Source organism: Brevibacillus choshinensis (assembly GCF_016811915.1).
GTDB classification, from domain to species: Bacteria; Bacillota; Bacilli; order Brevibacillales; family Brevibacillaceae; genus Brevibacillus; species Brevibacillus choshinensis_A.
Genome location: NZ_CP069127.1, coordinates 3,497,158 through 3,523,466, shown reverse-complemented (window position 1 = coordinate 3,523,466; position 26,309 = coordinate 3,497,158). Strand labels below are relative to the sequence as shown.

Annotated in this window: 24 protein-coding genes; all 24 read left to right on the top strand. The window is 50.5% G+C overall.

All coding sequences use genetic code 11. The features are described from left to right. Positions 1-28: 28 nt before the first annotated feature. The 24 genes from JNE38_RS17720 (at position 29) to JNE38_RS17605 (ending at position 26,256) form a co-directional block, all read left to right on the top strand. On the top strand, positions 29-4,333 hold the full coding sequence (locus JNE38_RS17720) for a PolC-type DNA polymerase III (protein ID WP_203254970.1): 4,305 nt from the start codon (positions 29-31) through the stop codon (positions 4,331-4,333). A gap of 167 nt (positions 4,334-4,500) precedes the next feature. Continuing rightward, positions 4,501-4,959, top strand: a complete 459-nt coding sequence (gene rimP / locus JNE38_RS17715) for a ribosome maturation factor RimP (RefSeq protein ID WP_203254969.1) — start codon at positions 4,501-4,503, stop codon at positions 4,957-4,959. A 43-nt stretch (positions 4,960-5,002) separates the two neighbouring features. Then, positions 5,003-6,094, top strand: coding sequence for a transcription termination factor NusA (gene nusA / locus JNE38_RS17710; RefSeq protein WP_203254968.1), 1,092 nt, complete (start codon positions 5,003-5,005; stop codon positions 6,092-6,094). A 2-nt stretch (positions 6,095-6,096) separates the two neighbouring features. After that, positions 6,097-6,387 (top strand): RNase P modulator RnpM, encoded by a 291-nt coding sequence (rnpM, locus tag JNE38_RS17705; RefSeq protein WP_203254967.1) that lies wholly within the window; start codon positions 6,097-6,099, stop codon positions 6,385-6,387. Beyond that, complete coding sequence (locus JNE38_RS17700) at positions 6,384-6,683, top strand: YlxQ family RNA-binding protein (RefSeq protein WP_203254966.1); 300 nt, start codon at positions 6,384-6,386, stop codon at positions 6,681-6,683. Before rnpM ends, JNE38_RS17700 begins: the two co-directional genes overlap by 4 nt. A gap of 22 nt (positions 6,684-6,705) precedes the next feature. Next, positions 6,706-9,255: a translation initiation factor IF-2 gene (gene infB, locus JNE38_RS17695; RefSeq protein ID WP_203254965.1), complete on the top strand. Its 2,550-nt coding sequence runs from the start codon at positions 6,706-6,708 to the stop codon at positions 9,253-9,255. Then, positions 9,255-9,536 carry a DUF503 domain-containing protein gene (locus tag JNE38_RS17690; RefSeq protein WP_092266703.1) on the top strand — a complete coding sequence of 94 codons (282 nt, stop codon included), beginning with the start codon at positions 9,255-9,257 and terminating at the stop codon, positions 9,534-9,536. Before infB ends, JNE38_RS17690 begins: the two co-directional genes overlap by 1 nt. 23 nt (positions 9,537-9,559) lie before the next feature. Beyond that, positions 9,560-9,931, top strand: coding sequence for a 30S ribosome-binding factor RbfA (gene rbfA / locus JNE38_RS17685; protein ID WP_203254964.1), 372 nt, complete (start codon positions 9,560-9,562; stop codon positions 9,929-9,931). After that, positions 9,915-10,910, top strand: a complete 996-nt coding sequence (locus JNE38_RS17680) for a DHH family phosphoesterase (RefSeq protein ID WP_203254963.1) — start codon at positions 9,915-9,917, stop codon at positions 10,908-10,910. Before rbfA ends, JNE38_RS17680 begins: the two co-directional genes overlap by 17 nt. Further along, positions 10,903-11,829: a tRNA pseudouridine(55) synthase TruB gene (gene truB / locus JNE38_RS17675; RefSeq protein ID WP_203254962.1), complete on the top strand. Its 927-nt coding sequence runs from the start codon at positions 10,903-10,905 to the stop codon at positions 11,827-11,829. Before JNE38_RS17680 ends, truB begins: the two co-directional genes overlap by 8 nt. 3 nt (positions 11,830-11,832) lie before the next feature. Continuing rightward, positions 11,833-12,765: a bifunctional riboflavin kinase/FAD synthetase gene (locus JNE38_RS17670; RefSeq protein WP_203254961.1), complete on the top strand. Its 933-nt coding sequence runs from the start codon at positions 11,833-11,835 to the stop codon at positions 12,763-12,765. A gap of 142 nt (positions 12,766-12,907) precedes the next feature. Further along, on the top strand, positions 12,908-13,177 hold the full coding sequence (gene rpsO / locus JNE38_RS17665) for a 30S ribosomal protein S15 (protein WP_049738821.1): 270 nt from the start codon (positions 12,908-12,910) through the stop codon (positions 13,175-13,177). 233 nt (positions 13,178-13,410) lie between these two features. Further along, positions 13,411-15,558 carry a polyribonucleotide nucleotidyltransferase gene (gene pnp / locus JNE38_RS17660; protein WP_203254960.1) on the top strand — a complete coding sequence of 716 codons (2,148 nt, stop codon included), beginning with the start codon at positions 13,411-13,413 and terminating at the stop codon, positions 15,556-15,558. A 136-nt stretch (positions 15,559-15,694) separates the two neighbouring features. Further along, entirely contained in the window at positions 15,695-16,672 is a 978-nt protein-coding gene (locus JNE38_RS17655) for a polysaccharide deacetylase family protein (RefSeq protein ID WP_203254959.1), read from the top strand. Between the two features lie 114 nt (positions 16,673-16,786). Then, the gene (locus tag JNE38_RS17650) at positions 16,787-18,040 is read left to right on the top strand and encodes a M16 family metallopeptidase (protein ID WP_203254958.1); all 1,254 of its coding nucleotides are present in this window, start codon (positions 16,787-16,789) and stop codon (positions 18,038-18,040) included. Between the two features lie 94 nt (positions 18,041-18,134). Continuing rightward, the gene (locus tag JNE38_RS17645; RefSeq protein ID WP_203254957.1) at positions 18,135-18,395 is read left to right on the top strand and encodes a YlmC/YmxH family sporulation protein; all 261 of its coding nucleotides are present in this window, start codon (positions 18,135-18,137) and stop codon (positions 18,393-18,395) included. A 138-nt stretch (positions 18,396-18,533) separates the two neighbouring features. Then, positions 18,534-19,433 carry a dipicolinate synthase subunit DpsA gene (dpsA, locus tag JNE38_RS17640; RefSeq protein ID WP_203254956.1) on the top strand — a complete coding sequence of 300 codons (900 nt, stop codon included), beginning with the start codon at positions 18,534-18,536 and terminating at the stop codon, positions 19,431-19,433. Further along, positions 19,430-20,026 carry a dipicolinate synthase subunit B gene (locus tag JNE38_RS17635; protein ID WP_203254955.1) on the top strand — a complete coding sequence of 199 codons (597 nt, stop codon included), beginning with the start codon at positions 19,430-19,432 and terminating at the stop codon, positions 20,024-20,026. Before dpsA ends, JNE38_RS17635 begins: the two co-directional genes overlap by 4 nt. 61 nt (positions 20,027-20,087) lie before the next feature. Continuing rightward, the gene (locus JNE38_RS17630) at positions 20,088-21,128 is read left to right on the top strand and encodes an aspartate-semialdehyde dehydrogenase (protein WP_203254954.1); all 1,041 of its coding nucleotides are present in this window, start codon (positions 20,088-20,090) and stop codon (positions 21,126-21,128) included. Between the two features lie 11 nt (positions 21,129-21,139). Continuing rightward, a complete protein-coding gene (gene dapG, locus JNE38_RS17625) occupies positions 21,140-22,366 on the top strand; it encodes an aspartate kinase (protein WP_203254953.1) in 1,227 nt (408 codons plus the stop codon). 31 nt (positions 22,367-22,397) lie between these two features. Further along, on the top strand, positions 22,398-23,264 hold the full coding sequence (dapA, locus tag JNE38_RS17620) for a 4-hydroxy-tetrahydrodipicolinate synthase (RefSeq protein ID WP_203254952.1): 867 nt from the start codon (positions 22,398-22,400) through the stop codon (positions 23,262-23,264). 144 nt (positions 23,265-23,408) lie between these two features. Further along, a complete protein-coding gene (locus tag JNE38_RS17615; protein WP_203254951.1) occupies positions 23,409-25,085 on the top strand; it encodes a ribonuclease J in 1,677 nt (558 codons plus the stop codon). 125 nt (positions 25,086-25,210) lie between these two features. Further along, positions 25,211-26,032 (top strand): ClpP family protease, encoded by an 822-nt coding sequence (locus JNE38_RS17610; RefSeq protein ID WP_203254950.1) that lies wholly within the window; start codon positions 25,211-25,213, stop codon positions 26,030-26,032. Further along, positions 26,029-26,256, top strand: coding sequence for a YlzJ-like family protein (locus JNE38_RS17605; RefSeq protein ID WP_203254949.1), 228 nt, complete (start codon positions 26,029-26,031; stop codon positions 26,254-26,256). The genes JNE38_RS17610 and JNE38_RS17605 overlap by 4 nt, the downstream gene beginning before the upstream one ends. Positions 26,257-26,309 lie beyond the last annotated feature (53 nt).

Sequence of the window (26,309 nt, the reverse complement as noted above, 5' to 3'; positions counted from 1 at the left end):
TTTTCTTGTCTTGGGGGGTGGGAAAACCGTGGATCGTACACAAGAGCAAAAACAGCGTTTCTCCCTGCTGGTGAAACAAATGGATCTGCCAGCGGAATGGGTGGAGCGTTTTTTTCTGGATGGACAGATTGATAAACTGGAGCTGTACAAGCAAAATCGGGAGTGGGTGTTTCGCTTCACTCTGCCGAAAATGCTGCCTGCGGATGTCTTTCACGCCTTTACGCAGCGCTTGACGCAGACTTTTTCACATCTCGCCAAGGTGGATGCGAGCTTTCGCTATGGGCAAAAACCACCGCTGAATCAAATCGTCGATGAGTATTGGGATCTGCTTCTGGCAAAAGTGGAGCCTGCTTTGAATTCTTTGGCAGTAACCATGAAAACGGCGAGAAAGGAAGTAGAGCAGCAAGAGATCAAAGTCTACCTGCCGACTGAAATGACGGTAGAAGTAGCGAAGAAAAAGAAAGCTGACAATGAGCTGTTAGCGACCTTTCAAAAGGTGACGGACACATCTCCCCGATTCTCATTCCACGCGGAAGAGAGCGATGAAGCTTACAAGGCCTTCGTCGAGCAGCGCAACGAAGAAGAACGCGCGCTGGTGGAAGTCGTGATGACAGCTGCAGCGGCAGAGAGCAAAGCTTCCGATAAGACCGAAGCCATCACGACGCTCATGATGGGATATGAAATCAAGGATGCTCCCATTCCGATTAACGAAATTCAGGATGAAGAGCGCCGCGTCGTGATTCAAGGTACCGTGTTTAACGTGGAGGTCAAGGAGCTTCGCAGTGGCCGCCATTTGCTGACGTTCAATATTTCCGACTATACGGATTCCCTTACCGTCAAGATGTTTTCCCGTGACAAGGAAGATGTCAAGATGCTGGAAGCCCTCAAGGACGGCATGTGGGTAAAGGTACGAGGAAGCGTGCAGCATGATACCTTCATTCGAGATTTGGTGATGAATGCCAATGATTTGAATCAGATCGAGCAAGTGGTACGCCGCGATACCGCCGAGGAAAAGCGGGTGGAGCTGCACTGCCATACTCCCATGAGCGCGCTGGACGCGGTTGCCTCTGTCAAATCACTGGTATCGACAGCAGCGAAATGGGGACATCCTGCCATTGCGATCACGGACCATGGGGTCGTGCAGGCATTCCCGGAAGCTTATTCCGTCGCAAAGAAAAACAACATCAAGTGTATCCTCGGGATGGAAGCCTACGTCATCGAGGATGGCATTGATATCGTGTACAATCTCACTTCTGAAAATAACATGACAATAGATGAACATACCGAATATGTGGTTTTCGATACGGAGACGACGGGGCTAAATGCTGCCGAGCATACGATCATTGAAATCGCGGCTGTCAAGATGAAAGGTTCCGAGATCGTCGACCAATGGACAGATCTGATTGATCCGCAGTTGGAAATCGGACCTAAAACAACCGAAATTACGGGGATCACCAACGAGATGCTGCGAGGCAAGGATACGCTCGACGTCGTGCTTCGCAAATTCAAAGACTTTACGGGGGATGCCATCCTGGTAGCTCACAATGCGGAATTCGATAAAGCCTTTATCAACGCTTGTGCCAAACGGATCGGCATGGAGCCATGGAACAACGCTTTCCTGGACACATTGCCGCTGGCCCGCATGATGTACAAAGGAATGCGGAACTACCGCCTTGGCTCTCTGGCGAAAAAATTCAACGTCGAGCTGATCAACGCTCACCGTGCCTTGGATGATACCATTGCCCTCGCACATGTGTTCCAGCAAATGCTCAAGGACATCAAGGAAGCTGAAATCAAGACGCTCGCTGAAATGAATGAACGGAGCAATGCCGAAGCCGACTATAAAAGCGGGCGTCCTTTCCACGCAACGATCCTTGTCCAAAACAAGGAGGGCCTAAAAAACCTGTACAAGCTGGTGAGCCGCTCCCATGTGGAGACATTCTTCCGCTGGCCGCGCATTCAACGAAGCCAATTATCGAAGCACAGAGAGGGTCTGCTGATAGGAACGGCATGTAAAGACGGGGAGCTCATGCAAGCCATCCTGCGGGGGAAATCTCCGGAAGAGCTGAAGGAAGTAGCGGCCTTTTACGACTATTTGGAGCTGCAGCCGATCGCACATTATTCTCCCTTGCTGCGCAATGAGGAGATCCCGAGCCTGGAGACGATGAAGGGCTACCATCGCATGATTGTGGAGATGGGCAAAGAGCTCGGCAAGCCGGTCGTTGCGACAGGAGATGTGCATTTCCTGAATCCGCAGGACGAAATCTTCCGCGATGTCTTCCTGCTTTCCAAGGGGGATCCAACGGCAGGCAATCAACCGCCGCTCTACCTGCATACGACTGATGAGATGCTGGAGGCCTTCTCATTCTTAGGGGAGGAGACCGCGCACGAAATCGTCGTAACCAATACAAATGCGATTGCCGATCTGATTGAAGATGTCAGCCCGATTCCGGACAAGCTGTATACGCCGATCATCGAAGGGGCTGACGATGAGCTTCGCCAAATGTGCTACGACAAAGCGAAACGTCTCTATGGAGATCCGTTGCCGGAATTGGTGGAGCACCGACTGGAAAAAGAACTGAACAGCATCATCAAGCACGGATTCGGCGTGATTTATTTGATTTCCCAGCGTTTGGTGACGAAATCCCTGACAGATGGGTATCTCGTTGGTTCGCGGGGATCGGTAGGCTCCTCTTTCGTCGCTACGATGTCCGACATCACCGAGGTAAACCCGCTGCCGCCGCATTATCGTTGCCCGAATTGCAAGCACAGCGAATTCATCACAGACGGCTCGATCGCCTCTGGTTTCGACTTGCCGGATAAAGAATGCCCGTCTTGCGGGACGAGCTATGCGAAGGATGGACAGGATATTCCGTTCGAGACGTTCCTGGGCTTTAAAGGTGACAAGGTTCCGGATATTGACTTGAATTTCTCGGGTGATTATCAGCCTCGCGCGCATAAATACACCCAGGAACTGTTTGGTGCCGACTATGTATACCGTGCAGGGACGATCGGTACCGTAGCGGAAAAGACGGCGTACGGGTATGTGCGAAAGTATGCGGATGAGCGCAAGATGACCCTGCGCAATGCGGAAATCGCACGCATTGTCAATGGCTGTACGGGCGTCAAACGCACGACGGGACAGCACCCGGGGGGGATCATCGTTGTGCCGGACTACATGGAAATCGAGGACTTCTGCCCGATTCAGTTCCCGGCAGACGATAACGAGTCAGAATGGCGCACGACACATTTCGACTTCCACTCGATCCATGACAACCTGCTCAAGCTGGATATTCTGGGTCACGACGATCCGACAGTCATCCGGATGCTGCAGGATCTGACGGGGATGGACCCGAAGACCATTCCGCTGGATGACAAGAAGACGATGTCCATTTTCAGCTCGACAGAAGCACTGGGTATTACCCCGGAGCAGATTGGCACGAATATGGGAACACTGGGCATTCCTGAGTTTGGTACCAAGTTCGTTCGTCAAATGCTCGAGGATACCAAGCCGACCACGTTTGCCGAGCTTGTGCAGATTTCCGGACTGTCGCACGGAACGGACGTATGGCTCAACAACGCGCAAGACTTGATTCGCAATGGTACGTGTAAGCTCCCGGATGTTATCGGGTGTCGTGACGACATCATGGTCTATTTGATTTACAAAGGACTGGAGCCGTCGCGCGCATTTAAAATCATGGAGTCCGTGCGGAAAGGAAAAGGGGTACCGGAGGACGATCAGGTGGAGATGCGCAATAATAATGTCCCCGAGTGGTACATCCAGTCCTGCCAGCGGATCAAGTACATGTTCCCAAAAGCGCACGCGACCGCTTACGTGATGATGGCTGTCCGCATCGCCTACTTCAAGGTGCATCGTCCGCTGGAATTTTACGCGACTTACTTCACTGTACGGGCAGATGATTTTGATATTCCGCTGATGGTGAAAGGCTCTGCAGCGATTCGCCAAAAAATCGAAGAAATCGAGGGCAAAGGACACGATGCGCAGCCGAAGGAAAAATCGCTGCTGACAGTTCTGGAGATGGCGCTTGAGATGGTGGAGCGCGGCTTCCGTTTTGCAAATGTCGATTTGTATGCTTCTGACGCGACACGCTTCTTGATCGATGGCGATTCTTTGATTGCGCCGTTCAACGCGCTTCCGGGATTGGGTACCAATGCCGCCATCAGCATCGTGGAAGCCAGAGCGCAGGGTGAGTTCCTATCCAAGGAAGACTTGCTCTCTCGCTCCAAGATCTCGAAAACCATTTTGGAGTACCTGGAAGAGCAGGGAGCGCTGAAAGGGCTGCCTGAATCCAATCAGCTATCCCTGTTCTGATTCGCTGTCAAGCGGGCGCTGCTCATCCAAAGGTTGTCAGCGGAGGGCGCTTATGCTATAATTTTTTTGGAAATACTGGTTTTATACGCATGGCAGATCGAGAGTGGGGAAACCCACTCTTTCTTTCTGGCTACACCTCAGGGTTCATACGAGAAGGAGGTACTTGCTTGAGCAAGGTAACGGACATCGTCACCGAACTGGTCACGCCCATTGTTGACGAATTGGGTCTGGAACTGGTTGACATTGAGTACAAAAAGGAAGGCAGCAACTGGTTTCTGCGCGTGTTTATCGACAATGAAACTGGCAACATCGACATCGATGACTGCGCCCTTGTCAGCGAGAAGCTGAGCCAAATACTTGATGAGTCGGATCCGATCCCTACTGCATACTTCTTGGAAGTGTCTTCACCGGGCGCAGAGCGTCCGCTGAGAAAAGATAAAGACTTTAAGAAGGCTGTTGGAAGGCACGTTCACATCACGACAAAAGAGCCAATAGAAGGAGCCAGCCTGTTCGAGGGCGAACTGATATCCTTTGAGGACGGCAAGCTGACTGTAAAGGAACCAAAGAAGACGTATGTGATCACACTTGAACAAATTGACACGGCTCGGATGGCAATCGTCTTTTAATAGTCAAGGCCGGTGGTAAGTAAAGGAGGAGGCAACGAAAGTCATGAACGGCGATTTTATCGAGGCTCTAGAAGCCATTGAGAGAGAGAAAGGCATCACCAAAGACGTACTGATTGAAGCCATCGAAGCGGCTCTTATCTCTGGATACAAACGTAACTTCAACTCGGCCCAAAATGTGCGGGTGGATGTAAATCGTCATTCGGGTACCGTGCGTGTATACGCGCGTAAGAACGTAGTAGAGGAAGTACTGGATCCGCGCCTGGAGATTTCTTTGGAGGCGGCACAGGAAATTGATCCAAATTTCCGTTTGGACGATATTGTTGAAATTGAAGTAACCCCTCGTGATTTTGGGCGGATTGCTGCGCAAACGGCGAAGCAGGTCGTGACCCAGCGCATTCGTGAGGCGGAGCGCGGATTGATCTACAGCGAGTTCATCGAGCGTGAAGACGATATCGTCACAGGTGTCGTACAACGCATGGATGCACGCAACTATTACATCGATCTGGGCAAAGCCGAAGCGGTTATGCCCATCACGGAAAAAATGCCTTCCGAAGAGTTTAAGTCCCAAGACCGCGTAAAGGCATATATCATCAAGGTAGAAAAAACAACAAAAGGTCCGCAAATTGTGGTATCCCGTACCCACCCAGGTCTTTTGAAGAGACTCTTTGAATTGGAAGTTCCAGAGATTTACGATGGCGTGGTGGAGATCAAATCCGTCGCTCGTGAAGCCGGAGATCGTTCCAAAATCGCTGTTCATTCGATTAATGCAGACGTAGACCCTGTCGGTGCATGTGTTGGTCCAAAAGGCATGCGCGTACAGACGATCGTCACCGAACTGAAAGGTGAAAAGATCGATATCGTTCGCTGGTCAGAAGATCCAGCTGAATATGTGGCCAATGCACTGAGCCCAGCAAAAGTTCTCCACGTAGAAGTGAATGCGGCAGAAAAAGTGACGCGTGTAATCGTTCCTGACTACCAATTGTCTCTGGCGATTGGCAAGCGCGGTCAAAACGCTCGACTGGCTGCCAAACTCACTGGATGGAAGATCGATATCAAGAGTGAGTCCCAGGCAGATCAAGAAGGCATCGCTTATCCAAAAGCAGCAGAGGGCGATGAAGGGGCTGACATCGAATAATCATGAAGCAAAAAAAAATACCTTTGCGTAAATGCATCGTTTGCCAGGGAATGTTTCCGAAAAAGGAATTAATCCGCGTGGTTCGGACGCCCGAGGAAGAGATCGTGATCGATCTGACCGGAAAGGCGGCGGGCCGTGGAACTTATGTTTGTCGGCAGGATAGCTGTCTGAAGCCGGATACGTTCGATTCGGGAAAATGGAAAAAAGTGCTGGAACGCGCACTGAATATGTCCATCACCCAAGAGAAATACGATGCGTTTCGTGAAAAATGGCTGGAGATGATGGGACAATGATCCCAAAAGCTGCGCAATTGCTCGGACTCGCGATGCGAGCGAGAAAAGTAATTACCGGTGAGGAACTCGTCCTAGCTAGCGTACGCAGTGGTCAGGCCAGGCTGGTATTGCTAGCAGCTGATGCATCTGATAATACTGCCAAAAAAGTAAGAGATAAATGTTCCTATTACGGTGTTGCATGTGTAACCACTGGGGACCGTCACGAACTTGGGCACGCAATCGGAAAAGATGGGCGCGTTACCGTGGCGATAACCGATGGGAAATTGGCCGAAAGCATTCAACGTCTGCTCACCTAACTCACGAAAGGGTGAAGTCCATTTGAAGACACGTGTGTATGAATATGCCAAACAACACAACATGAGCAGTAAGGAAATCCTCAATTTGCTAAAGCGATTGAATATAGAAGTAGCAAATCATATGAGTATCATGGAAGAAGGCACGATCAAGAAGATCGAGGATCACATGGCAAAGCTCCGATCTGGCGCAAAGCCAGAACAGCGTACTGCGCCAAGTGATGCCAGACCGAAACAAGCAGACGATCAACGTCGACAGAACGAATCCAGAGGACAATCCCGTCCCCAGTCGCAGCCAGGGCAAGGTCAATCCGTGCAACAAGGTAAGGACCGTCCGGCCGACCGTGATCGCGGAGGAAGCACCCCGAACAGCAATCGTCCAACGGGGAATAGCCAAAATGCCAATCGTCCCGATCAGCAGAGTCCTCAACAGGGAAAAAATCAGGGGAAGAATCAGGAGAGAAGACCAAACAATATGAGAAGTCAACCCGCAAAGCCGAATGACCGCAAGCCACAGCCGCAAAACCAACAGCAACGACCAGCGAGACCGCAAAATCAAAATCAGCAGCGTCCGCAAAATCAAGCTGCTGCCAGCACTCCTGCAGAACCACGTACAGGAGAGGATTTTGAAGATAAGGTAAAACTTCCTACGAATGTAGGCATGGAAAAGCGCGAGAAAATCAAAAAAGGTCCACAAACCCAAAAAACGTTTGAGGACAATAAGAAAAACCAGCCTTTCCGCGGCGGCAACAACCGCAATCAAAACAACCGCAGAGGCAACAACAACCGCGCTCCGCAAAAACAGCAGCGTCCAGTTCTGGAGCCACCTACAAAAATCACTTTCACAGATTCTCTGACAGTGAATGAGCTGGCGTTAAAACTGCGCAAGGAACCTGCGGAAATCATCAAAAAGTTGTTTAATTTGGGTATCATGGCTACCATTAACCAATACCTGGAGAAAGAAGCCATTGAGCTCATCTGCGCTGAGTACAACGTAGAAGTGGAAGAAAAAATCATCATTGACGAGACAAACTTCGAAACGCTGGAAGAAGTTGACGCTCCTGAAACCTTGATGGAGCGCCCACCAGTCGTTACGATCATGGGTCACGTTGACCACGGTAAAACCACTTTGCTGGATGCGATCCGCTCTACAAACGTAGTAGCTGGGGAAGCCGGCGGTATCACGCAGCATATCGGTGCGTACCAAGTTGAGATCAAAGGCAAGAAAATCACGTTCCTGGACACTCCTGGTCACGCGGCATTTACCACTATGCGTGCTCGTGGTGCCCAAATTACGGATATCACCATCCTGGTTGTAGCAGCTGACGACGGCGTGATGCCACAGACCATTGAAGCCATCAGCCATGCGAAGGCAGCGAATGTTCCGATCATCGTAGCGGTGAACAAAGTGGATAAACCAGAAGCGAACATCGATCGCATCAAGCAAGAGCTGACTGAGTACGAACTGGTTGCCGAGGAATGGGGCGGCGACACCATTTTCTCACCATTGTCTGCAAAACAGCGTACGGGTATCGAGGAACTGCTGGAGTACATCCTGCTGGTATCCGAAGTACAAGAACTTAAGGCGAACCCAGACAAACGTGCCCGCGGTACTGTCGTGGAAGCCGAGCTGGATAAAGGCCGCGGTCCTGTCGCTACGATCCTCGTTCAGCAAGGTACACTGCGCGTAGGGGATCCGATCGTTGTCGGTTCGGCATTCGGACGTGTCCGTGCGATGGTGAACGACAAAGGCCGTCGTCTGAAAGAAGCAGGTCCTTCTACTCCGGTAGAAATCACAGGTCTGAACGATGTACCACAAGCCGGTGATCAGTTCCGCGTCTTCGAAGACGAGAAGAAAGCTCGTGCGATCGGGGAAGCCCGTGCATCCAAGCAGCGCGAATCCGAACGTCGTGAAAGTGCTCGAGTATCCTTGGATGACCTGTTCCAACAAATTCAGGAAGGCGACATCAAAGAGCTGAACCTGATTGTGAAAGCAGACGTACAAGGTTCTGTAGAAGCCCTTCGTGGTGCTTTGGAAAAAATCGACGTCAACGGTACTCGTGTGAAGATCATTCACACAGGTGCAGGTGCGATTACCGAGTCCGACGTGACTTTGGCAAATGCATCCAACGCGATCATCATCGGTTTCAACGTTCGTCCTGAGCCAAATGCACGCAACATGGCGGAGCAAGAGAAGATCGACATTCGTTTGCACCGCGTCATCTACACCGTGATTGAAGAGATCGAGCAAGCGCTGAAAGGTATGCTGGATCCAGTCTATAAAGAAAACATCATCGGTCAAGCCGAGATCCGTGAAGTGTTCAAAGTATCCAAAGTGGGTAACATCGCAGGCTGCTACGTAACAGAAGGCAAGCTGAGCCGCGATGCCGGTGCTCGCCTCATCCGTGAAGGCATCGTGATCTACGAAGGCAAGCTGGATACGCTGAAACGCTTTAAAGACGATGCGAAGGATGTTGCCGCAGGTTACGAGTGCGGTCTGACACTGGAGCGCTTCCAGGATCTCAAAGTGGGCGACGTCGTCGAAGCCTTCGTGATGGTGGAAGTGAAACAATAATGATTGCGAGTGTGCAGATCGAACTGTTTCTGCCCGCTTGTCAAAATTTGAAAGAGAAAAGAGCCATCGTCAAGAGCTTGATTGGAAAGATGCGGAACCGTTTCAATGTCTCCGCATCTGAGATGGCTTACCCCGAGCAGTGGCAGCGTACCATATTGGGTATCGCTGCCGTTGCTAATGAAATGTCTTTTTTGCAAAAAGAGGTTCAGACAGTGATCCGGTTCGTGGAAAATCACCCTGATGTGGAGTTGATTCAAGCGGATACGGAATACTACGATTAGTACAGCCAGCGGAGGTGAAGAACATGAACAAGACACGGATGAGCCGAGTAGGGGAAGAGATCAAGAAAGAGCTGAGCATGCTCTTGCAGCGTGGTCTCAAGGATCCACGTATTGGCTTTGTTACCGTTACAGATGTGGAAGTAAGCAGCGACCTGCAGTTGGCGAAGGTATTTGTCAGCATCTTTGGAAGTGAAGAGCAGCGCAAGGCATCTTTGGCTGGATTGCAAAAGGCAAAAGGCTACCTGCGAACCGAAATCGGCAAGCGCGTTAAGCTGCGTCACATTCCTGATTTTACATTCAAACTGGACGAGTCGATTGACTACGGCAGTAAAATAGAATCAATCCTGCGGGAAATCTCCACTGAAGAGGGAAAACAGGATGAATCCAATTCATAATGATGTAGAGGAAGCGGCACGATTCATGCAAGCGCATGACCGCTTCCTGGTTCTTTCTCATGTCAATCCAGATGGAGATGCCACAGGCTCGGCTCTAGGGGTTGTCATGATTCTGGAGCAATTGGGAAAAGAGTACGTGGTCGTAAATGAAGGAGAAACGCCGGTGAAATTCAATTTTTTACCGCGTTTCGACCAGCTGCGAAACCTTTCGAAAGATCCGCTTGACGAAACGTTCGAGGCCGTAATCGCCGTAGACTGTGCTGATGAGTCTCGGATGGGCGATGTACGGTCTTTATTTGGTTCAGGCGTTGCCCTGCTGAATATTGACCATCATCCAACAAATGATGGCTTCGGCACCGTTAACCTGATTCGGACGGATGCCGCTGCGACAGCTGAAATTTTGTACGATGTGGCTGTAGCTGCTGGCGTGACCTTTAACAAAGAGCTGGCGCTGTGCCTCTATACAGGATTGCTCACGGATACAGGTGGCTTCCGGTATTCCAATACGTCTCCGTACGTCATGGAAATCGCGTCCGAGCTGCTGCGATATGGTGTAAAGCCAGGTGAAGTCGCCGAGCGTTGTCTTGAGGAGATTACTTTCGCCCATGTCAAGATTTTGCGCCTCGCCCTGCAATCTTTGGAGCTTTCTCACAAAAATCTCGTGGCATCGATCACGGTTCGTCAGGAGGACTTTGTCCAATCTGGAGCTGATCGTGAGGATGCAGGGGGCTTGGTCAACTACTGCCGTAACATCGAAGGCGTAGAAGTCGGGGTCTCTTTCGTGGAGTCCGAAGCAGGAGCTGTCAAGGTGAGCATGCGGGCTCGTGATCGAGTGGATGTGTCAGCCATTGCCAAGCGTTTAGGTGGCGGTGGACATGCAAAAGCGGCAGGGTGCACCATTCGAGGAACTCTCCAGGAGGCGAAAGAGACGGTGAGGCTTGTTCTGGAAGAAGCACTAGGAGTGAGCAGCAATGAGTAACGTGAATGGTGTACTGATCGTGGACAAGCCGGCTGGCATGACCTCCCATGATTGCGTGGCGCGGATCCGCCGACTCTACGGCACAAAAAAAGTAGGTCATACAGGCACTCTCGACCCGGATGTGACAGGAGTGCTCCCGATCTGCCTCGGACATGCGACACGCCTCGTGGAGTACTTGCAGGAACTCCCCAAACGTTACGAGGTGGTCATGCGAATAGGTTCCTCTACGACGACAGAGGACGCTTCGGGTGAAGTCGTGGAGCAGATGGCTGTGGACGCCGCATCGATCACGGAAGAACGCGTGGAAGAGTTATTCCGCTCCTTTTTGGGTGAAATCGAACAGGTGCCGCCTATGTACTCGGCAGTAAAGGTAAATGGCGTCAGACTGTACGACCTCGCTAGAGAAGGAACGGTAATTGAGCGGAAAGCGCGCAAAGTCACGATCTACGAACTGACCTTGCATGAGATTAAGCCAGGAGACGGTGTAGTGGACGTATCATTTACGTGTACGTGTTCCAAAGGAACGTACATGCGCACCTTATGTGTTGACCTCGGGCGCGTCCTGGGGTATCCTGCCCATATGAAGCTGCTCAGGCGTATCAAAAGCGGCCCGTTCGTGCAGGAAGAAGCGATCCCTCTTCAACGGCTGGAAGATGCGGCCGCCGATCGGGAGGAGCTTTCCCGAAAATTGGTCTCAATCCCGCAAGCGATGTCGTTCTTGCCAGCTTATCAAGTGAAACCGGAGCGCGTCAAAGCGGTGCGTAATGGATTAATTACCGCACTGCCTGGAGTAAGTGCCGAGGAAGGAAGCTTGATCTGCCTGTTCCATGGGAACGAATTGCTCGGGATTCACCGCGTTTGCCGTGGGGATAAAGGCCTCTACGCCAAAGCAGAAAAAGTCTTTCCTTCCGAGGTGTAAACCGTGAAAACGATCTCCCTGACATACCCGTTGTCTATTGATTTGCAAACGCAGCCTTGCGCAATCGCACTAGGATATTTCGATGGTGTACATATCGGTCATCGGCGAGTGATTCAAAAAGCGATCGATACGGCAAAGGCAAACGGCTGGCAGAGCACGGTGCTCACTTTTGATCCGCATCCTCGTGAGGTGCTCGGCCAAAGTGGCTATACCCGTTACCTGACACCACTCGCTGACAAGCTGGAGCAATTTGAGAAAATGGGCATCGACACCACATACGTGATGAACTTTGATATCGGTTTTGCTGCAGTCTATCCGGAAGATTTCATAGCGGAATGCTTGCTGCCACTGGATTGCCGCCACGTGGTGGTAGGCTTTGATTACACGTTTGGACACCGTGGCATGGGAACGGCGCAGACGCTTCAGGAAATGAGCGAGGGACGCTACGGACTGGATATCGTGGGTCCTGTCAATCGTCTGGGGGAAAAGGTGAGCAGCACGATCATCCGCGAGTATTTGCACGATGGGGATGTAGAGCAGGTGCGCCATTTGCTCGGACGTCCCTATAAAGTCCGAGGGACAGTCGTGCACGGTGACAAGCGCGGGCGTACCATCGGTTTTCCTACCGCAAACGTTAAAGTGGCCGCTCCTTATTTGATTGGGAAAAACGGGGTGTACGGTGTGCGCTTCACGGTCGATCAAAAGAGCTACTTTGGCGTTATGAACGTGGGCATCAAGCCGACCTTTGAGCTAGAAAAGAAAGAAAAATCGCTAGAAGTACACATTTTTGAGTTCTCGGGCGAGATTTATGGCAAAGATGTAGAAGTAGAGTTTTTGTTCTTCCTTCGTGAAGAGCAGAAGTTTGCTGGAGTCGACGCGCTGATTGCTCAAATTCAGCGAGACGTAGAGACTGCCAAGATGAAGCTGGGCGAGTAAATCTCGTAACGGAATCTCTTTGCTTTTCACAAAATGGTATGCTATAATTCAAAACGTTGTACAGATAACCGTAGCTTGGCTGACCGAAGCTCACCGGCGGCAGACTCGGCTAACGGCATACAAAATAAGGAGGTGAGTCATGATGGCATTGACTCAAGAACGTAAAACTCAACTGATCCAAGAGTTCCGTACTCATGAGAACGACACCGGTTCGCCGGAAGTACAAATCGCTATCCTGACCGAAAACATTAACAACCTGAACGGACACCTGCGTACGCACAAAAAAGATCACCACAGCCGTCGCGGCCTGTTGAAAATGGTAGGTCAACGTCGTAACCTGTTGACATACCTGCGTGAATCTGACGTGCAGCGTTATCGTTCCGTAGTAGACCGTCTGGGTCTGCGTCGCTAATCAGCGTCTTGTAAAAAGCGGGGTCATCCCGCTTTTTCCTTCGTGTAGGAGCGTGTAGCACGATTTCGCGTGTTACACGCTTCACATGAATAAGCCTCGACAGAGGTTTTTTTATTATCTAGAAAGACTGCCAATGCTACCCATTTAATTTTGAGTACGGCAGGAAATAATACATACAGGTAGAAAACAAAGTGTAGATATGCACATTGTCGTGAAGGAGGACTGCTAGCAACATGGAGCAACAATTCCGTACATTTGATTTCGAACTGGCAGGCCGCAAACTGACGCTCGAGTTTGGGAAAATGGCCAAACAGGCGCATGGTTCGGTTCTGGTTCGGTACGGCGATACGGCAATCTTGTCTGCAGTGACAGTTTCGAAGGAACCGAAAGCTCTTGATTTCTTTCCGCTGACTGTCAACTACGAGGAACGTCTCTACGCGGTCGGGAAAATCCCCGGCGGCTTTATTAAAAGAGAAGGTCGTCCGAGTGAAAAGGCGATTTTGGCAAGTCGTTTGATCGACCGCCCTGTTCGCCCGCTTTTCGCAGAAGGTTTTCGTAACGACGTACAGATCGTGAACACTGTACTGTCCGTCGATCAAGATTGCTCGCCTGAGATTGCCGCAATGATCGGTACATCTGCAGCGCTGTGCGTCTCCGAGATTCCATTCGAGGGCCCGATCGCTGGTGTGATCGTAGGCCGTGTCGATGGACAATTCATCATCAACCCGACTGTAGCTCAAGCAGAAAAGAGCGATATCCATCTGGTCGTAGCGGGAACGCACAAAGCGATCAACATGGTGGAAGCTGGCGCGAATCAAGTGCCGGAATCGGTCATGCTGGAAGCAATCATGACAGGTCATGATGAGATCAAGAAAATCATTGAATTCCAAAACCAAATCGTAGCTGAGATCGGCAAGGAAAAAATGCAGGTCATCCTGCACGAAGTCGATCCGGAAATCGATCAAGCCGTTCGCGCATTTGCGGAAACACGCTTGAAAGAAGCAGTTCGCATCGAGGAAAAGCAAGCACGCTACGATGCCATCGATGCGATCAAGGCCCAGACCAAGGAGCATTTCGCTGCACAAAACCCTGACACTTTTGCAGAGCAGGAGAAAATGATTAGCGAAGTTCTCGGCAACATCGTAAAAGATGAAGTCCGCCGCCTCATCACGGAAGATAAAATCCGCCCGGATGGACGAGCTCTCGACGAAATCCGTCCGTTGTCCAGTGAAGTAGATATTTTGGCTCGTACGCACGGTTCGGCTATGTTCACGCGTGGTCAGACCCAAGCGCTCAGCGTATGTACACTCGGCGCTCTTGGCGACGTGCAAATTCTCGACGGACTTGGCCTGGAAGAGTCCAAACGTTTTATGCATCACTACAATTTCCCGCCGTACAGCGTAGGGGAAGCACGTCCGCTTCGTCCTCCTGGCCGTCGTGAGATTGGGCACGGCGCACTCGGTGAGCGTGCCATTGAACCGATCATCCCATCGGAGACAGAGTTCCCTTACACGATCCGTCTGGTATCGGAAGTCATCGAATCCAACGGCTCCACGTCGCAAGCATCGATTTGCGCCAGCGTTCTCGCATTGATGGACGCAGGGGTGCCGATCAAATCGCCGGTAGCGGGCATTGCCATGGGATTGATCATGGGCAAGGATGAACAATCCTTCTCGATCCTGACCGATATTCAGGGCATGGAAGACCATCTGGGCGACATGGACTTTAAAGTGGCTGGTACGGAAGCAGGGGTTACCGCCATTCAGATGGACATCAAAATTTCCGGCATCAACCGCGAGATCCTGGAAATGGCATTGGAGCAAGCGCGCATTGGCCGCCTGCACATCTTGAAGCATATGATGAGCACAATTTCCACGCCTCGTGAAACACTGTCTCCATACGCTCCAAAGATCATGACCATGACCATCAATCCGGAAAAAATCCGCGATGTCATTGGACCTCAAGGTCGCGTCATCAACAAAATCATCGAAGAAACAGGCGTCAAAATCGACATCGAGCAAGATGGCCGCGTCTTCATCGCTTCGATCAATCACGAAGCAAACCTGCGTGCGAAACAAATCATCGAGGATCTCGTTCGCGAAGTGGCTGTTGGCCAAACGTACCTGGGTACAGTCAAGCGCGTAGAGAAATACGGTGCATTCGTTGAGCTGTTTGCAGGAAAAGAAGGACTGTGCCACATCTCGCAATTGGCAGAAGAACGTGTAGCCAAGACCGAAGATGTTGTCGCCGTCGGTGATAAGATCCAAGTAAAAGTTACCGAGATCGATGACCAAGGTCGTGTGAATCTTTCTCGCAAGGCTGTTCTCAAAGAGCAAGCTGCCGCACAACAAGCGGATTCTGCTCCAGCCACAGCTGAATAAACAACAAGCAAAAGGCTTCGTCACTCGAAGAAATTCGTGTACGGAAGCTTTTTTCTTTTTTTCGTCTAAGTCTTGTTACCCAGTCATACATTGGACAAAGAGAGACTTGTACGAATGGGAGGAGGGGGCTACCCCGATGACAGGAAAAAAGAGGAGGCTTTGGTTCACAATCAGCTGCGCAGCTCTGTTGATGCTCGCGCTGAACTATCAGCCCATTCATCAATACATAGATGTGATAAAGAATCACAAAGCCGTAACCGCGGATGGTCGGGTAGATGAGCGCGAGCGACTTCGGGGATTGATCGAACAATGGAAGAGCGGCAAGGAAGAGATGCCGATCGATGCTGTCTTCGATAAAAGCTGGAAAGCGGCAGTTCCAGGCTATAACGGGCGTATAGTGGATGTAGAAGCATCCGTAAGCAAAATGATTGCCACGGGTACGGTAAGTCCGGAAATGATGGTGTACAAGGAGCTGCCCCCTGCTGTTTCTCTGGAGCAGCTCGGAACGCTGCCGATCTATCGGGGAAATCCAAACAAGCCAGCCATTTCATTCATGATCAACGTGGCGTGGGGAAATGAGTATTTGGACTCCATGCTTGATATACTTGACAAGCATGGAGTGAAGACGACTTTTTTCCTGGATGGATCATGGGTGAAACGGTACCCGGAGGAAGCGAAAAAAATTGCAGCGCGAGGCCATGAGATAGGCAATCACGCGTACTCCCACCCGGATATGAATACACTGGGAATGCAGCGCATTCATCAGGAAATCAGCAAGACACAAGATATCATTCAGAAGACGATTGGGGTAAAACCGACGTTGTTTGCTCCGCCTTCTGGGGCGTTTAACCAGCGTGTCGTTCAGATTGCGCAATCATCCTATCAAATGAAGACCATCTTATGGACAGCGGACACCGTGGATTGGCAAAAGCCATCTTCTAGCTGGGTCATACGCAAGATCAGCCGCCTGATGGGGAATGGCGTGCTCGTACTCATGCATCCAACAGCTGCTTCCGAGGCGAGCCTCGATCAGCTCCTGACCATCGCCAAACAAAAAGGGCTGGTGCCGACCACCGTATCCGAAGTCATTTCCAGCAACCGCCTCGGCAAGTGAGAAAACGTGTTCATTTGTTGTGGAGACATGGGAAGTTTGCTATAGTTAGACGTGTTTACAGGATTTCCCCCTAGATAGTGGATAGAGACAGATGATCAACCGAGGAGGATTTGCGTGATACAACGTCATACGTGTGAGAACGGTCTAAGAATCGTGACGGAAAAGATTCCGTCGGTTCGCTCCGTTGCGCTGGGTATATGGGTTGGGACCGGTTCAAAATATGAGAACGAAGCAAATAACGGGATTTCCCATTTCTTGGAGCACATGTTCTTCAAAGGGACGGCCACTCGTTCGGCCAAGGAAATCGCCGAGACTTTTGACGAGATTGGCGGCAATGTAAATGCTTTTACATCCAAAGAGTATACCTGCTATTACGCGAGGGTGCTGGATCAGCATGCCCCGATCGCTTTGGACGTGCTCTCGGATATGTACTTCCATTCTATTTTTGACGCGGATGAGCTCGAAAAAGAAAAGAATGTCGTCATTGAGGAAATCAGCATGTACGAGGATACTCCGGACGACCTCGTACACGATCTGATTGCCCGTGCTTCCTATGAGAAGCATCCGCTTGGCTATACCATTCTGGGAACCGAAGATGTTCTGAGAAGCTTGAAGCGCGATGACCTCCAAGCCTACGTCGATCAGCGATATTTGCCGACAAATACGGTCATTACGGTAGCCGGTAACTTTGATGACAGCTTGATTGAAGATATCAAGCGTCGTTTTTCTGCGTTTCACCGCTCAGCGACACTCCCCGTTCTGACGACGCCAGATTTTGCAGCCAACGTCATTTCGCAGGAGAAAAAGACAGAGCAGGCGCATCTTTGCATCTCGCTTCCAGGCTTCCAGGTGGGGCATGATGAAGTGTACTCCCTGATCTTGTTGAACAATGTGCTGGGTGGCAGCATGAGCTCCCGACTCTTCCAAGAAATCCGCGAAGAGCGAGGCCTGGCATACTCAGTGTACTCGTACCATTCCTCTTATAAGGAAGCGGGCACATTTACCGTGTACACAGGTACCGCTGTAGAGCATGTCGGTCAGGTGTTTGACATCGTATCTCATGTGCTTCGCGATGTGGCGGACCACGGAATTACCGAGAAGGAACTGAACAAAGGGAAAGAACAGCTGAAAGGAAGCCTCATGCTCAGTCTCGAGAGCACGAACAGCCGCATGAGCCGCCTTGGCAAGAACGAACTGCTGCTGGAGAGGCATCTGACCCTCGATGAGATTTTGGCGAAGATCGACCGGGTTTCTCATGAATCCGTATTGTCAGTTGCGCAGCAGTTGTTCCGGTCCAAACTGGCACTTGCCATGGTCAGCCCTTTGGACGGGTTCCCTGCGAATGTGAAAAACGATATTCTTTTGTAGAAAGAAATAGGAATGACGCTTTCAGGAAAAATCCGGCATAGCCCGGATTTTTTTGCGTATATCAACAAGTAATCAGGACAAAGGGGGTACGCATATGCGCTTGAGTGAACTGGGGGGAAAGGAAATCATCGGGCTGGATACAGGGGAGAAAATGGGCGTTATCAGTGACTCCGATCTCGTGATCAATCCGGATGATGGACAAATCCAATCGATCGTCTTGCCAGGAGGCAGTTTCTTTGGCTTCGGCAAGAAACGGGAGGATATTGTTATCCCATGGAGCTCGATTGTAAAAATTGGGCCAGACATGATTATCATTCAGCTCAATTCGCACGAAATACAAGCATCGCAAAAGTAGGCAGCAGTGTCACCTAACCCGAGAGAGGAGAATAGGATGGGGGTAGACCGCAACGTTTTTCGTCAACTTTTTCACATGGAAAAACCTTTGCGTTTCGATCATTTAATGCAGTAAAATGTGTGGAAAGGGGAACGCAGCATGCTAACGGGCATACATGTTGCCTTCATTGGCGGAGACGCTCGCCAGTTGGAAGTAATCAAGCGTTGCATACAACTGGATGCTAGCGTCACGTTAGTAGGCTTCGACAACCTGGAAAGCAATTTCACAGGGGCAACGAAGAAACCATTAACATGCGATGTGTTGAAAGACGTAGACGCCCTCATCCTTCCGATCGTGGGAACAGATGATCATGGCTTCGTGGAAAGTATCTTTTGCTCCAAACAATTGCAGCTGCAAGATGAGCACATAGCGAGCTTGCCTAAGCACTGCGTGGTATACACGGGAATGGCCAAACCTTATTTGAAAAGATTGGTGAGTCCGAAGCAGATCCCGCTGGTGGAGCTGCTGGAGCGTGATGAAGTAGCTATCTACAACTCCATCCCTACGGTGGAGGGCGCTTTGATGATGGCGATTCAAAACACGGATATCACGATCCATGGATCACAGTCGATCGTACTAGGATTGGGCAGAACCGGGATATCCATGGCCAGGGCGCTGCATGCATTGGGAGCACGCGTCAGAGTGGGGGCTCGGCGTCAAGAACACTTGGCACGCATTTATGAGATGGGAATGACTCCCTTCCATATAAGCGAACTTAGGCAACAGGTGACAAATGCTGATTTTATTTTTAATACCATCCCGCAATTATTACTCACTGCTGAAGTAATCGCCCAGATGCCGCAGTCGGCGTTCATTCTTGACCTGGCTTCCAAGCCGGGAGGCACTGATTTTCGCTACGCCGAAAGACGAGGTATCAAAGCGCTGCTTGCTCCCGGATTGCCTGGAATCGTTGCACCCAAAACCGCAGGACAAATTCTCGCTCAAACTTTGTCTCGTCTAATTGCGGAGCAATCGAAAACCAGGGGGGAGACAACATGAGTAAACTAAAAGGGAAAACAATCGGTTTTGGCTTGTCTGGATCACATTGCACATTTGAGGAGACCATGCCGCAAATCAAAAGGTTTGTGGACGAGGGAGCCCGTGTCATTCCGATTGTTTCGAATACAATCATGACGACGGATACCCGTTTCGGGACCTCTTTAAGCTGGCAACAGCAGATAAAGGAGCTGACAGGAGAAGAGTTGATCTCAACGATTCCCCAGGCAGAACCGCTTGGTCCATCCAAACTGCTGGACGTCATGCTCATCGCACCGTGCACCGGAAGTACGACAAGCCGTTTGGCGAATGCCATTACGGACAGTGCTGTCCTGATGGCTGCAAAGGCGACGATGCGCAATCTGCGTCCGCTGGTGATCGCGATATCCACAAACGATGGTCTGGGATTAAATGCGGCCAATATTGCCAAGCTGTTGGCTGCGAAAAACATCTATTTCGTCCCGTTCGGACAGGATGCTCCGGATAAAAAGCCTAATTCGCTTGTCGCACGCATGGACTTACTATTGGAGACATGCGTAGCTTCCTTGGAAGGTCGACAATTGCAGCCCTTGCTCATCGAAAGATTCAACTATTAAACACGACAGAAAAACAATAACAAACCAACTTGTTTTTTCGCGATTAGGAGGAGAGTAAGAGATGGCTAACCAACTGACTTACAATGTCGCTGTGGTAGGCGCAACTGGCGCAGTCGGACAACAGATGATTCGACTTTTGGAAGAGCGCAATTTTCCTATCAATCAGCTCAAGCTGCTTGCTTCTGGACGTTCTGCTGGCAAGACGGTAACGTTCAAAGGACAGGAATTTGTTCTGGAAGAAGCAACGCCAGAGAGCTTCGCTGGTATCGACTTCGCTTTGTTTAGTGCGGGTGGAGGGGTAAGTAAAGAATTGGCTCCCCATGCCGTACGTCACGGTGCTGTCGTGATCGACAACACCAGTGCATTCCGGATGGACCCGGAAGTTCCACTGGTCGTTCCGGAAGTAAACATGGAAGCCGCGCTTGCGAACAAAGGAATCATTGCGAATCCGAATTGCTCCACGATTCAGATGGTAGCCGCTCTGAAACCCTTGTATGATCGTTTTGGAATAGACCGTATTATCGTCTCGACTTACCAAGCTGTTTCGGGTGCGGGTCAATCCGCCATCAACGAACTGCAAACGCAAAGCCGCGATATACTGGATGGCAAGGAGCCTGAGTGCAACGTGCTTCCAGTAGGGAAGCTGCCGGTTCACCATCAAATTGCGTATAATGCGATTCCGCAAATTGATGTATTCACCGACAACGGCTTTACTTATGAAGAAATGAAAATGGTGAACGAGACCAAAAAAATCTTCGGTGATGACACAGTATTGGTGTCTGCTACATGCGTCCGCATTCCGGTCGTCTACGGACACAGCGAATCCGTTTACGTAGAGCTGAAACAGGACTTTGATTTGGAAGATGTGAAATCCCTCTTGGAGAGCGCTCCTGGAGTCGTTCTTGTAGACGTACCGGAAGAGCAACGCTATCCGCTTGCTACGGATGCGACAGGCAAACTGGATGTATTTGTGGGCCGTGTGCGTCGTGATCTCCATCATCCTCGCGGGCTGCATATGTGGATCGTTTCTGACAACCTTCTCAAGGGTGCGGCATGGAATACGGTGCAAATCGCTGAAGAACTCATCAAAGCAAGAGCATAGGGGAGAGGTTAGTGAAGATTCTCGTCCAAAAGTTCGGTGGTTCTTCCCTGACGACGGAAGATTGCCGGAATCGCGCAATCTACCATATGGAAAAGGCGATCGACGAAGGCTACGCCCTCGTCGTTGTCGTCTCAGCGATGGGACGCAAAGGCGATCCCTATGCAACCGATACTCTCCTGCAGCTGGTTCGCAATAATGGGAACCAACTGCCGAGTCGGGAAATGGATATGCTGATGCATACGGGGGAAATCATTTCGGCTACGATCATGTGCAGCATGCTGAATGCGCGCGGGATCAAAGCTACGATTCTCACAGGTGGCCAAGCGAATATCATAACCAGCGATGACTTTAACAACGCACAAATTCTCACGATCGACCCTGCTCGCATCCACAAAGAACTGGAGGCGGGCAATGTCGTGATCGTACCTGGTTTTCAGGGGCGCACTGCTGAGTGGGAAATTACGACATTGGGACGTGGTGGGAGCGATACGACGGCGACCGCATTGGGAGTTGCGCTTCAAGCGGAAATGGTGGACATTTTCACGGACGTGGAAGGCATCATGACAGCTGACCCACGGATCGTGCAAGAAGCTCAGCCTCTGTCCATGGTGACCTATACCGAAATTTGCAATATGGCTCATCTCGGAGCCAAAGTCATACATCCACGGGCAGTGGAAATTGCCATGCAGGCAAACGTGCCGATTCGAGTACGCTCCACGTTTTCGGACGACCCTGGGACACTTGTTACGACTATGCTGGAAATCGGCAAGTTAGGATATACTGTTCACGACCGGGTCGTCATGGGAATAGCCCATGTACCTAACATTACGCAAGTGAAAGTGGCAAACAGAGACGGTCATTACGATACGCAATTGCAGGTATTCAAAACAATGGCGACAAACAGCATCAGTGTGGACTTTATCAACGTGAATCCCCTCGGGGTTGCGTATACCGTCCACGATGAAATGGGAGAAAAAGCAGCCCGCCTCCTGACGGAAATGGGCTTCGAGCCCCAACTGCTGCCCCATTGTGCGAAGGTCTCTGTAATCGGAGCGGGAATGACGGGTGTGCCTGGAGTCATGGCACAAATTGTAGAAGCTCTGACCCAAGAAGATATCCAAATCCTGCAGTCTGCGGACTCCCATACGACGATATGGGTGCTCGTTCACGAGATGGATATGGTCAGAGCGGTTCGAGCACTCCACCAACAATTCAATCTGCACGCACATCATATGTAATACCACCAAGAATAGAGGAGTTGGAGAGGCAGTGGCACGTTTTGGCCGATTGGTTACCGCTATGGTGACTCCATTCAATGATAAATTGGAGATTGATTACGAGAAAACGGAGCGACTCATCGACCACTTGGTAGCGACGGGCAGCGAAGGTCTCGTAATCAGCGGAACAACAGGCGAGTCACCCACTCTGTCTCGCGCAGAAAAATTGGATTTGTTCAAGCATGTCGTGGCGTATGCCAAAGGCAAGTGTCTTATTATCGCAGGTACGGGAAGCAATGACACCGCGTCCAGCGTCGAATTCACACAGGCTGTTCAATCGATCGGCGTAGATGCGGTCATGGTTGTGGCTCCTTACTATAGCCGTCCCTCGCAGGAAGGGCTATATGGTCACTTCAAGACCTTGGCAGAAGCCTCTAGGCTGCCGGTGATGCTGTACAATGTACCAGGAAGAACTGCCGTCAACATGACAGCAGAGACGACTCTTCGTCTTGCGCAGCTGCCGAATGTGGTCTGCATCAAGGAAGCTTCCGGCAACCTTTCGCAAATGGCAAAGATCATCGAACACGCTCCGGATGGATTTGAATTGTACAGCGGAGATGATAGCCTGACATTGCCGATCCTCGCGATTGGTGGGGTAGGCATCGTCAGCGTTGCCAGTCATGTCATCGGGGAACAAATGACGCAGATGATGGACTCCTTTTTCCATGGCGACCTCAAGGGTGCAGCCAGCTTGCATCGCAAATTGATGCCTGTATTCGAGGGCTTATTCGCTTATCCGAGTCCCGGCCCGACAAAGGTGGCGCTGGAGAAGCTCGGAATTGACGTAGGCGGTGTACGCTTGCCGCTTGCGCCACTGAATGAACAGGAAAAAGCGTTTGTCCATTCCTTGCTCGTTTAACCATATCGAAAGAAAAGAGCTGTTCCCTCGGGAATGGCTCTTTTTCCTTGTGTTCATGTTTTCACTTCGGGTATAATGATAACAAGTGATTTGGGGCGGTTTAATTGAGTGGACATGACAACTAAATATAGGAGGTTACACGTTTTGGCAAAGTCGAATCACTCTGTTCTCATTTTCGCCCTGGGCGGAGTCGGCGAAATTGGGAAGAACATGTACGTGGTACAAAGCGAGGATGACATCGTAGTGATTGATGCCGGATTGAAATTCCCGGAAGAGGAAATGCTGGGAATTGATATGGTTATTCCGGATATCACTTACCTCGAGGAGCATCGCGACAAGGTTCGGGGGATTATCGTGACGCATGGGCACGAAGACCATATCGGTGGCCTCAGTTATGTACTGAAGCACCTGAATGTGCCAGTCTATGCGACCAAACTTACCCTTGGACTCATTGATGCAAAATTGAAGGAAGCGGGCATCCTAAATGACACCAAGCGCGTTTTGATCAACGGTGAATCGGAGATCGTCCTCGGCAAGATGAAAGCAACCTTTTTCCGAGTGAACCACAGCATTCCTGACTGTGTCGGTGTATGCTTGGACACTCCAGAAGGTTATATTGTCCACACGGGGGACTTCAAATTTGATCAGACGCCGGTGAACCAACAAACGGCCGATCTTGCAAAAATGGCGATGATTGGTGACCGTGGTGTATTGTGTCTTCTTTCGGACAGCACCAATGCTGAGCGGCCCGGTTTTACCGGATCGGAACGTTCCGTCGGCATTGCAATCAAAGATGTGTTCAGCAAAGCAGATGGACGCATCATCGTTTCTACGTTTGCATCTAATGTGCATCGCATTCAACAAGTAGTGGATGCAGCTGTGCAGTTCAACCGGAAGCTTACCGTTGTTGGCAGAAGCATGCAAAATGTAATCAACATCAGCAGAGACTTGGGCTATCTTTTTGTACCCGATGGGCTGATTGTGGATACAGATGAAATCAATAAATTACCCGCTGAACAAGTGGTTATTTTGTCTACTGGAAGCCAAGGAGAGCCCATGTCTGCGCTCACTCGTATGGCCCGATCCGCCCATCGGAAAATTGACATCCTTCCAGGAGACACAGTGATTATCGCGGCTACGCCCATTCCAGGGAATGAGAAATACGTGGCACGCACAATTGATCAATTATCCCGCATTGGTGCCGAAGTCATCTACGGCGGCCATGGACCAAACGGAACCGTCCACGTCTCCGGTCATGGCAGTCAAGAAGAACTTCGCCTGATGCTCAACTTGATGAAGCCGAAGTTCTTTATCCCGATCCACGGCGAATACCGGATGCTGAAAACCCATTCGCTGCTGGCAGAACAAGTGGGGGTACCGGAAGAAAACATCTTCTTGCTGGATAACGGCGATACGGTGGAGATCTCTGGTGGCAGAGCTCGTTACGGTCCAAAAGTTCATGCAGGCAATGTCCTGATTGACGGCCTGGGCGTAGGGGATGTAGGTAATATCGTTCTTCGAGACCGCAAATTACTATCTCAAGATGGAATTCTGGTAGTTGTCGTTACACTCAGCAAACAAAATGGCACGATTTTGTCTGGTCCCGATATCATTTCCCGTGGGTTCGTCTATGTCCGTGAATCCGAGGAACTGCTGGATGAGGCAAATCGCATAGTGACCCAAACACTTGTCAAATGCATGGAAGAAAATGTAAACGAATGGTCATCTCTTAAAAACAATGTCAAAGAAGCATTGGGACGTTATCTGTATGAGCAGACTCGTCGCCGTCCGATGATTCTTCCGATTATCATGGAAGTATAAGTGTCGCACTGTGAGCCGGAAACCCGTTTCAAATGGGTTTCCGGCTTTTTGCGTTACGTTGCCAGAGGTGCATTATTTTCCCTCATCCTAACCATACTACAAAAGAAAGTGAGGGAGGATTATTCATGTCGAAGCAACAATTTACCGATTTCTTGAATCGGCCACCATTTGCAAATTCCATGATGAACAGAGGAAATTCCCCACAGGCAGCTCCTTCTGATGAACAAGAACCGAATGCCGTGCCGCCTGAAGCGCCAGGAGAAGAACAAAAGAAAAAGTTGCTAGACTCGATTTCACAGCTGGGACAGACGAATGTTCCGCAGTTGGAAAGCAATATCTATTGTATGAGCATCATCGGGCAAGTAGAAGGCCACATCCAATTACCACCGCAAAATAAAACAACGAAATATGAGCATCTCATTCCACAACTGGTTGCAGCAGAGCAAAACAGCAAGATTGAAGGCGTTCTGGTGATCTTGAATACGGTAGGCGGGGACGTAGAAGCGGGACTTGCAATCGCAGAGATGGTGTCTTCCCTGTCCAAACCGGTAGTGACCCTCGTGCTGGGGGGAGGCCATAGCATTGGTGTGCCAATCGCCGTGGCGGGTACTTATTCCTTCATCGCGGAAACCGCGACGATGACCATTCATCCGATCCGCCTGACTGGTCTGGTGATCAGTGTGCCGCAAACGTTTGAGTACCTGGACAAAATGCAAGATCGCGTCGTGAGCTTCATCGCGCGCCATTCGAAAATTTCCGAGCAGCAGTTCCGTGAGCTGATGACCCGTACAGGAGAGCTGACGAGAGATATCGGAACCAATGTGATCGGTGCGGATGCGGTGAAGTACGGACTCATCGATGAAGTCGGCGGATTGGGATCGGCTCTGAAAAAATTAAATGAGCTGATGGAGGTCGCGCGCAACAAAGACAAAGAGGTGCTTCAATGATTTTGTATTCGGTTATGCCTTCTGAAACGGTCTTTGCGAATATGGATGTCGTAGAAAAGCAAGAACTCAAGGAAGTAACCTATGGGCACGCGACGATGCTGGTGGAGCAGACGGGACCATTTGAAGGTCGGATCGTCCGACTGATCAGTCCAGACCCCCAAGATTACCTGAAGCCGCATTACGCACCTGGTCAAATCGTTCGTTTTCAGCCGGAGTGGAACTAGCAAGAAGTCCTGTATTTCTATGTTTTTCCTGTGTTATACTAGTTGTGTACGAA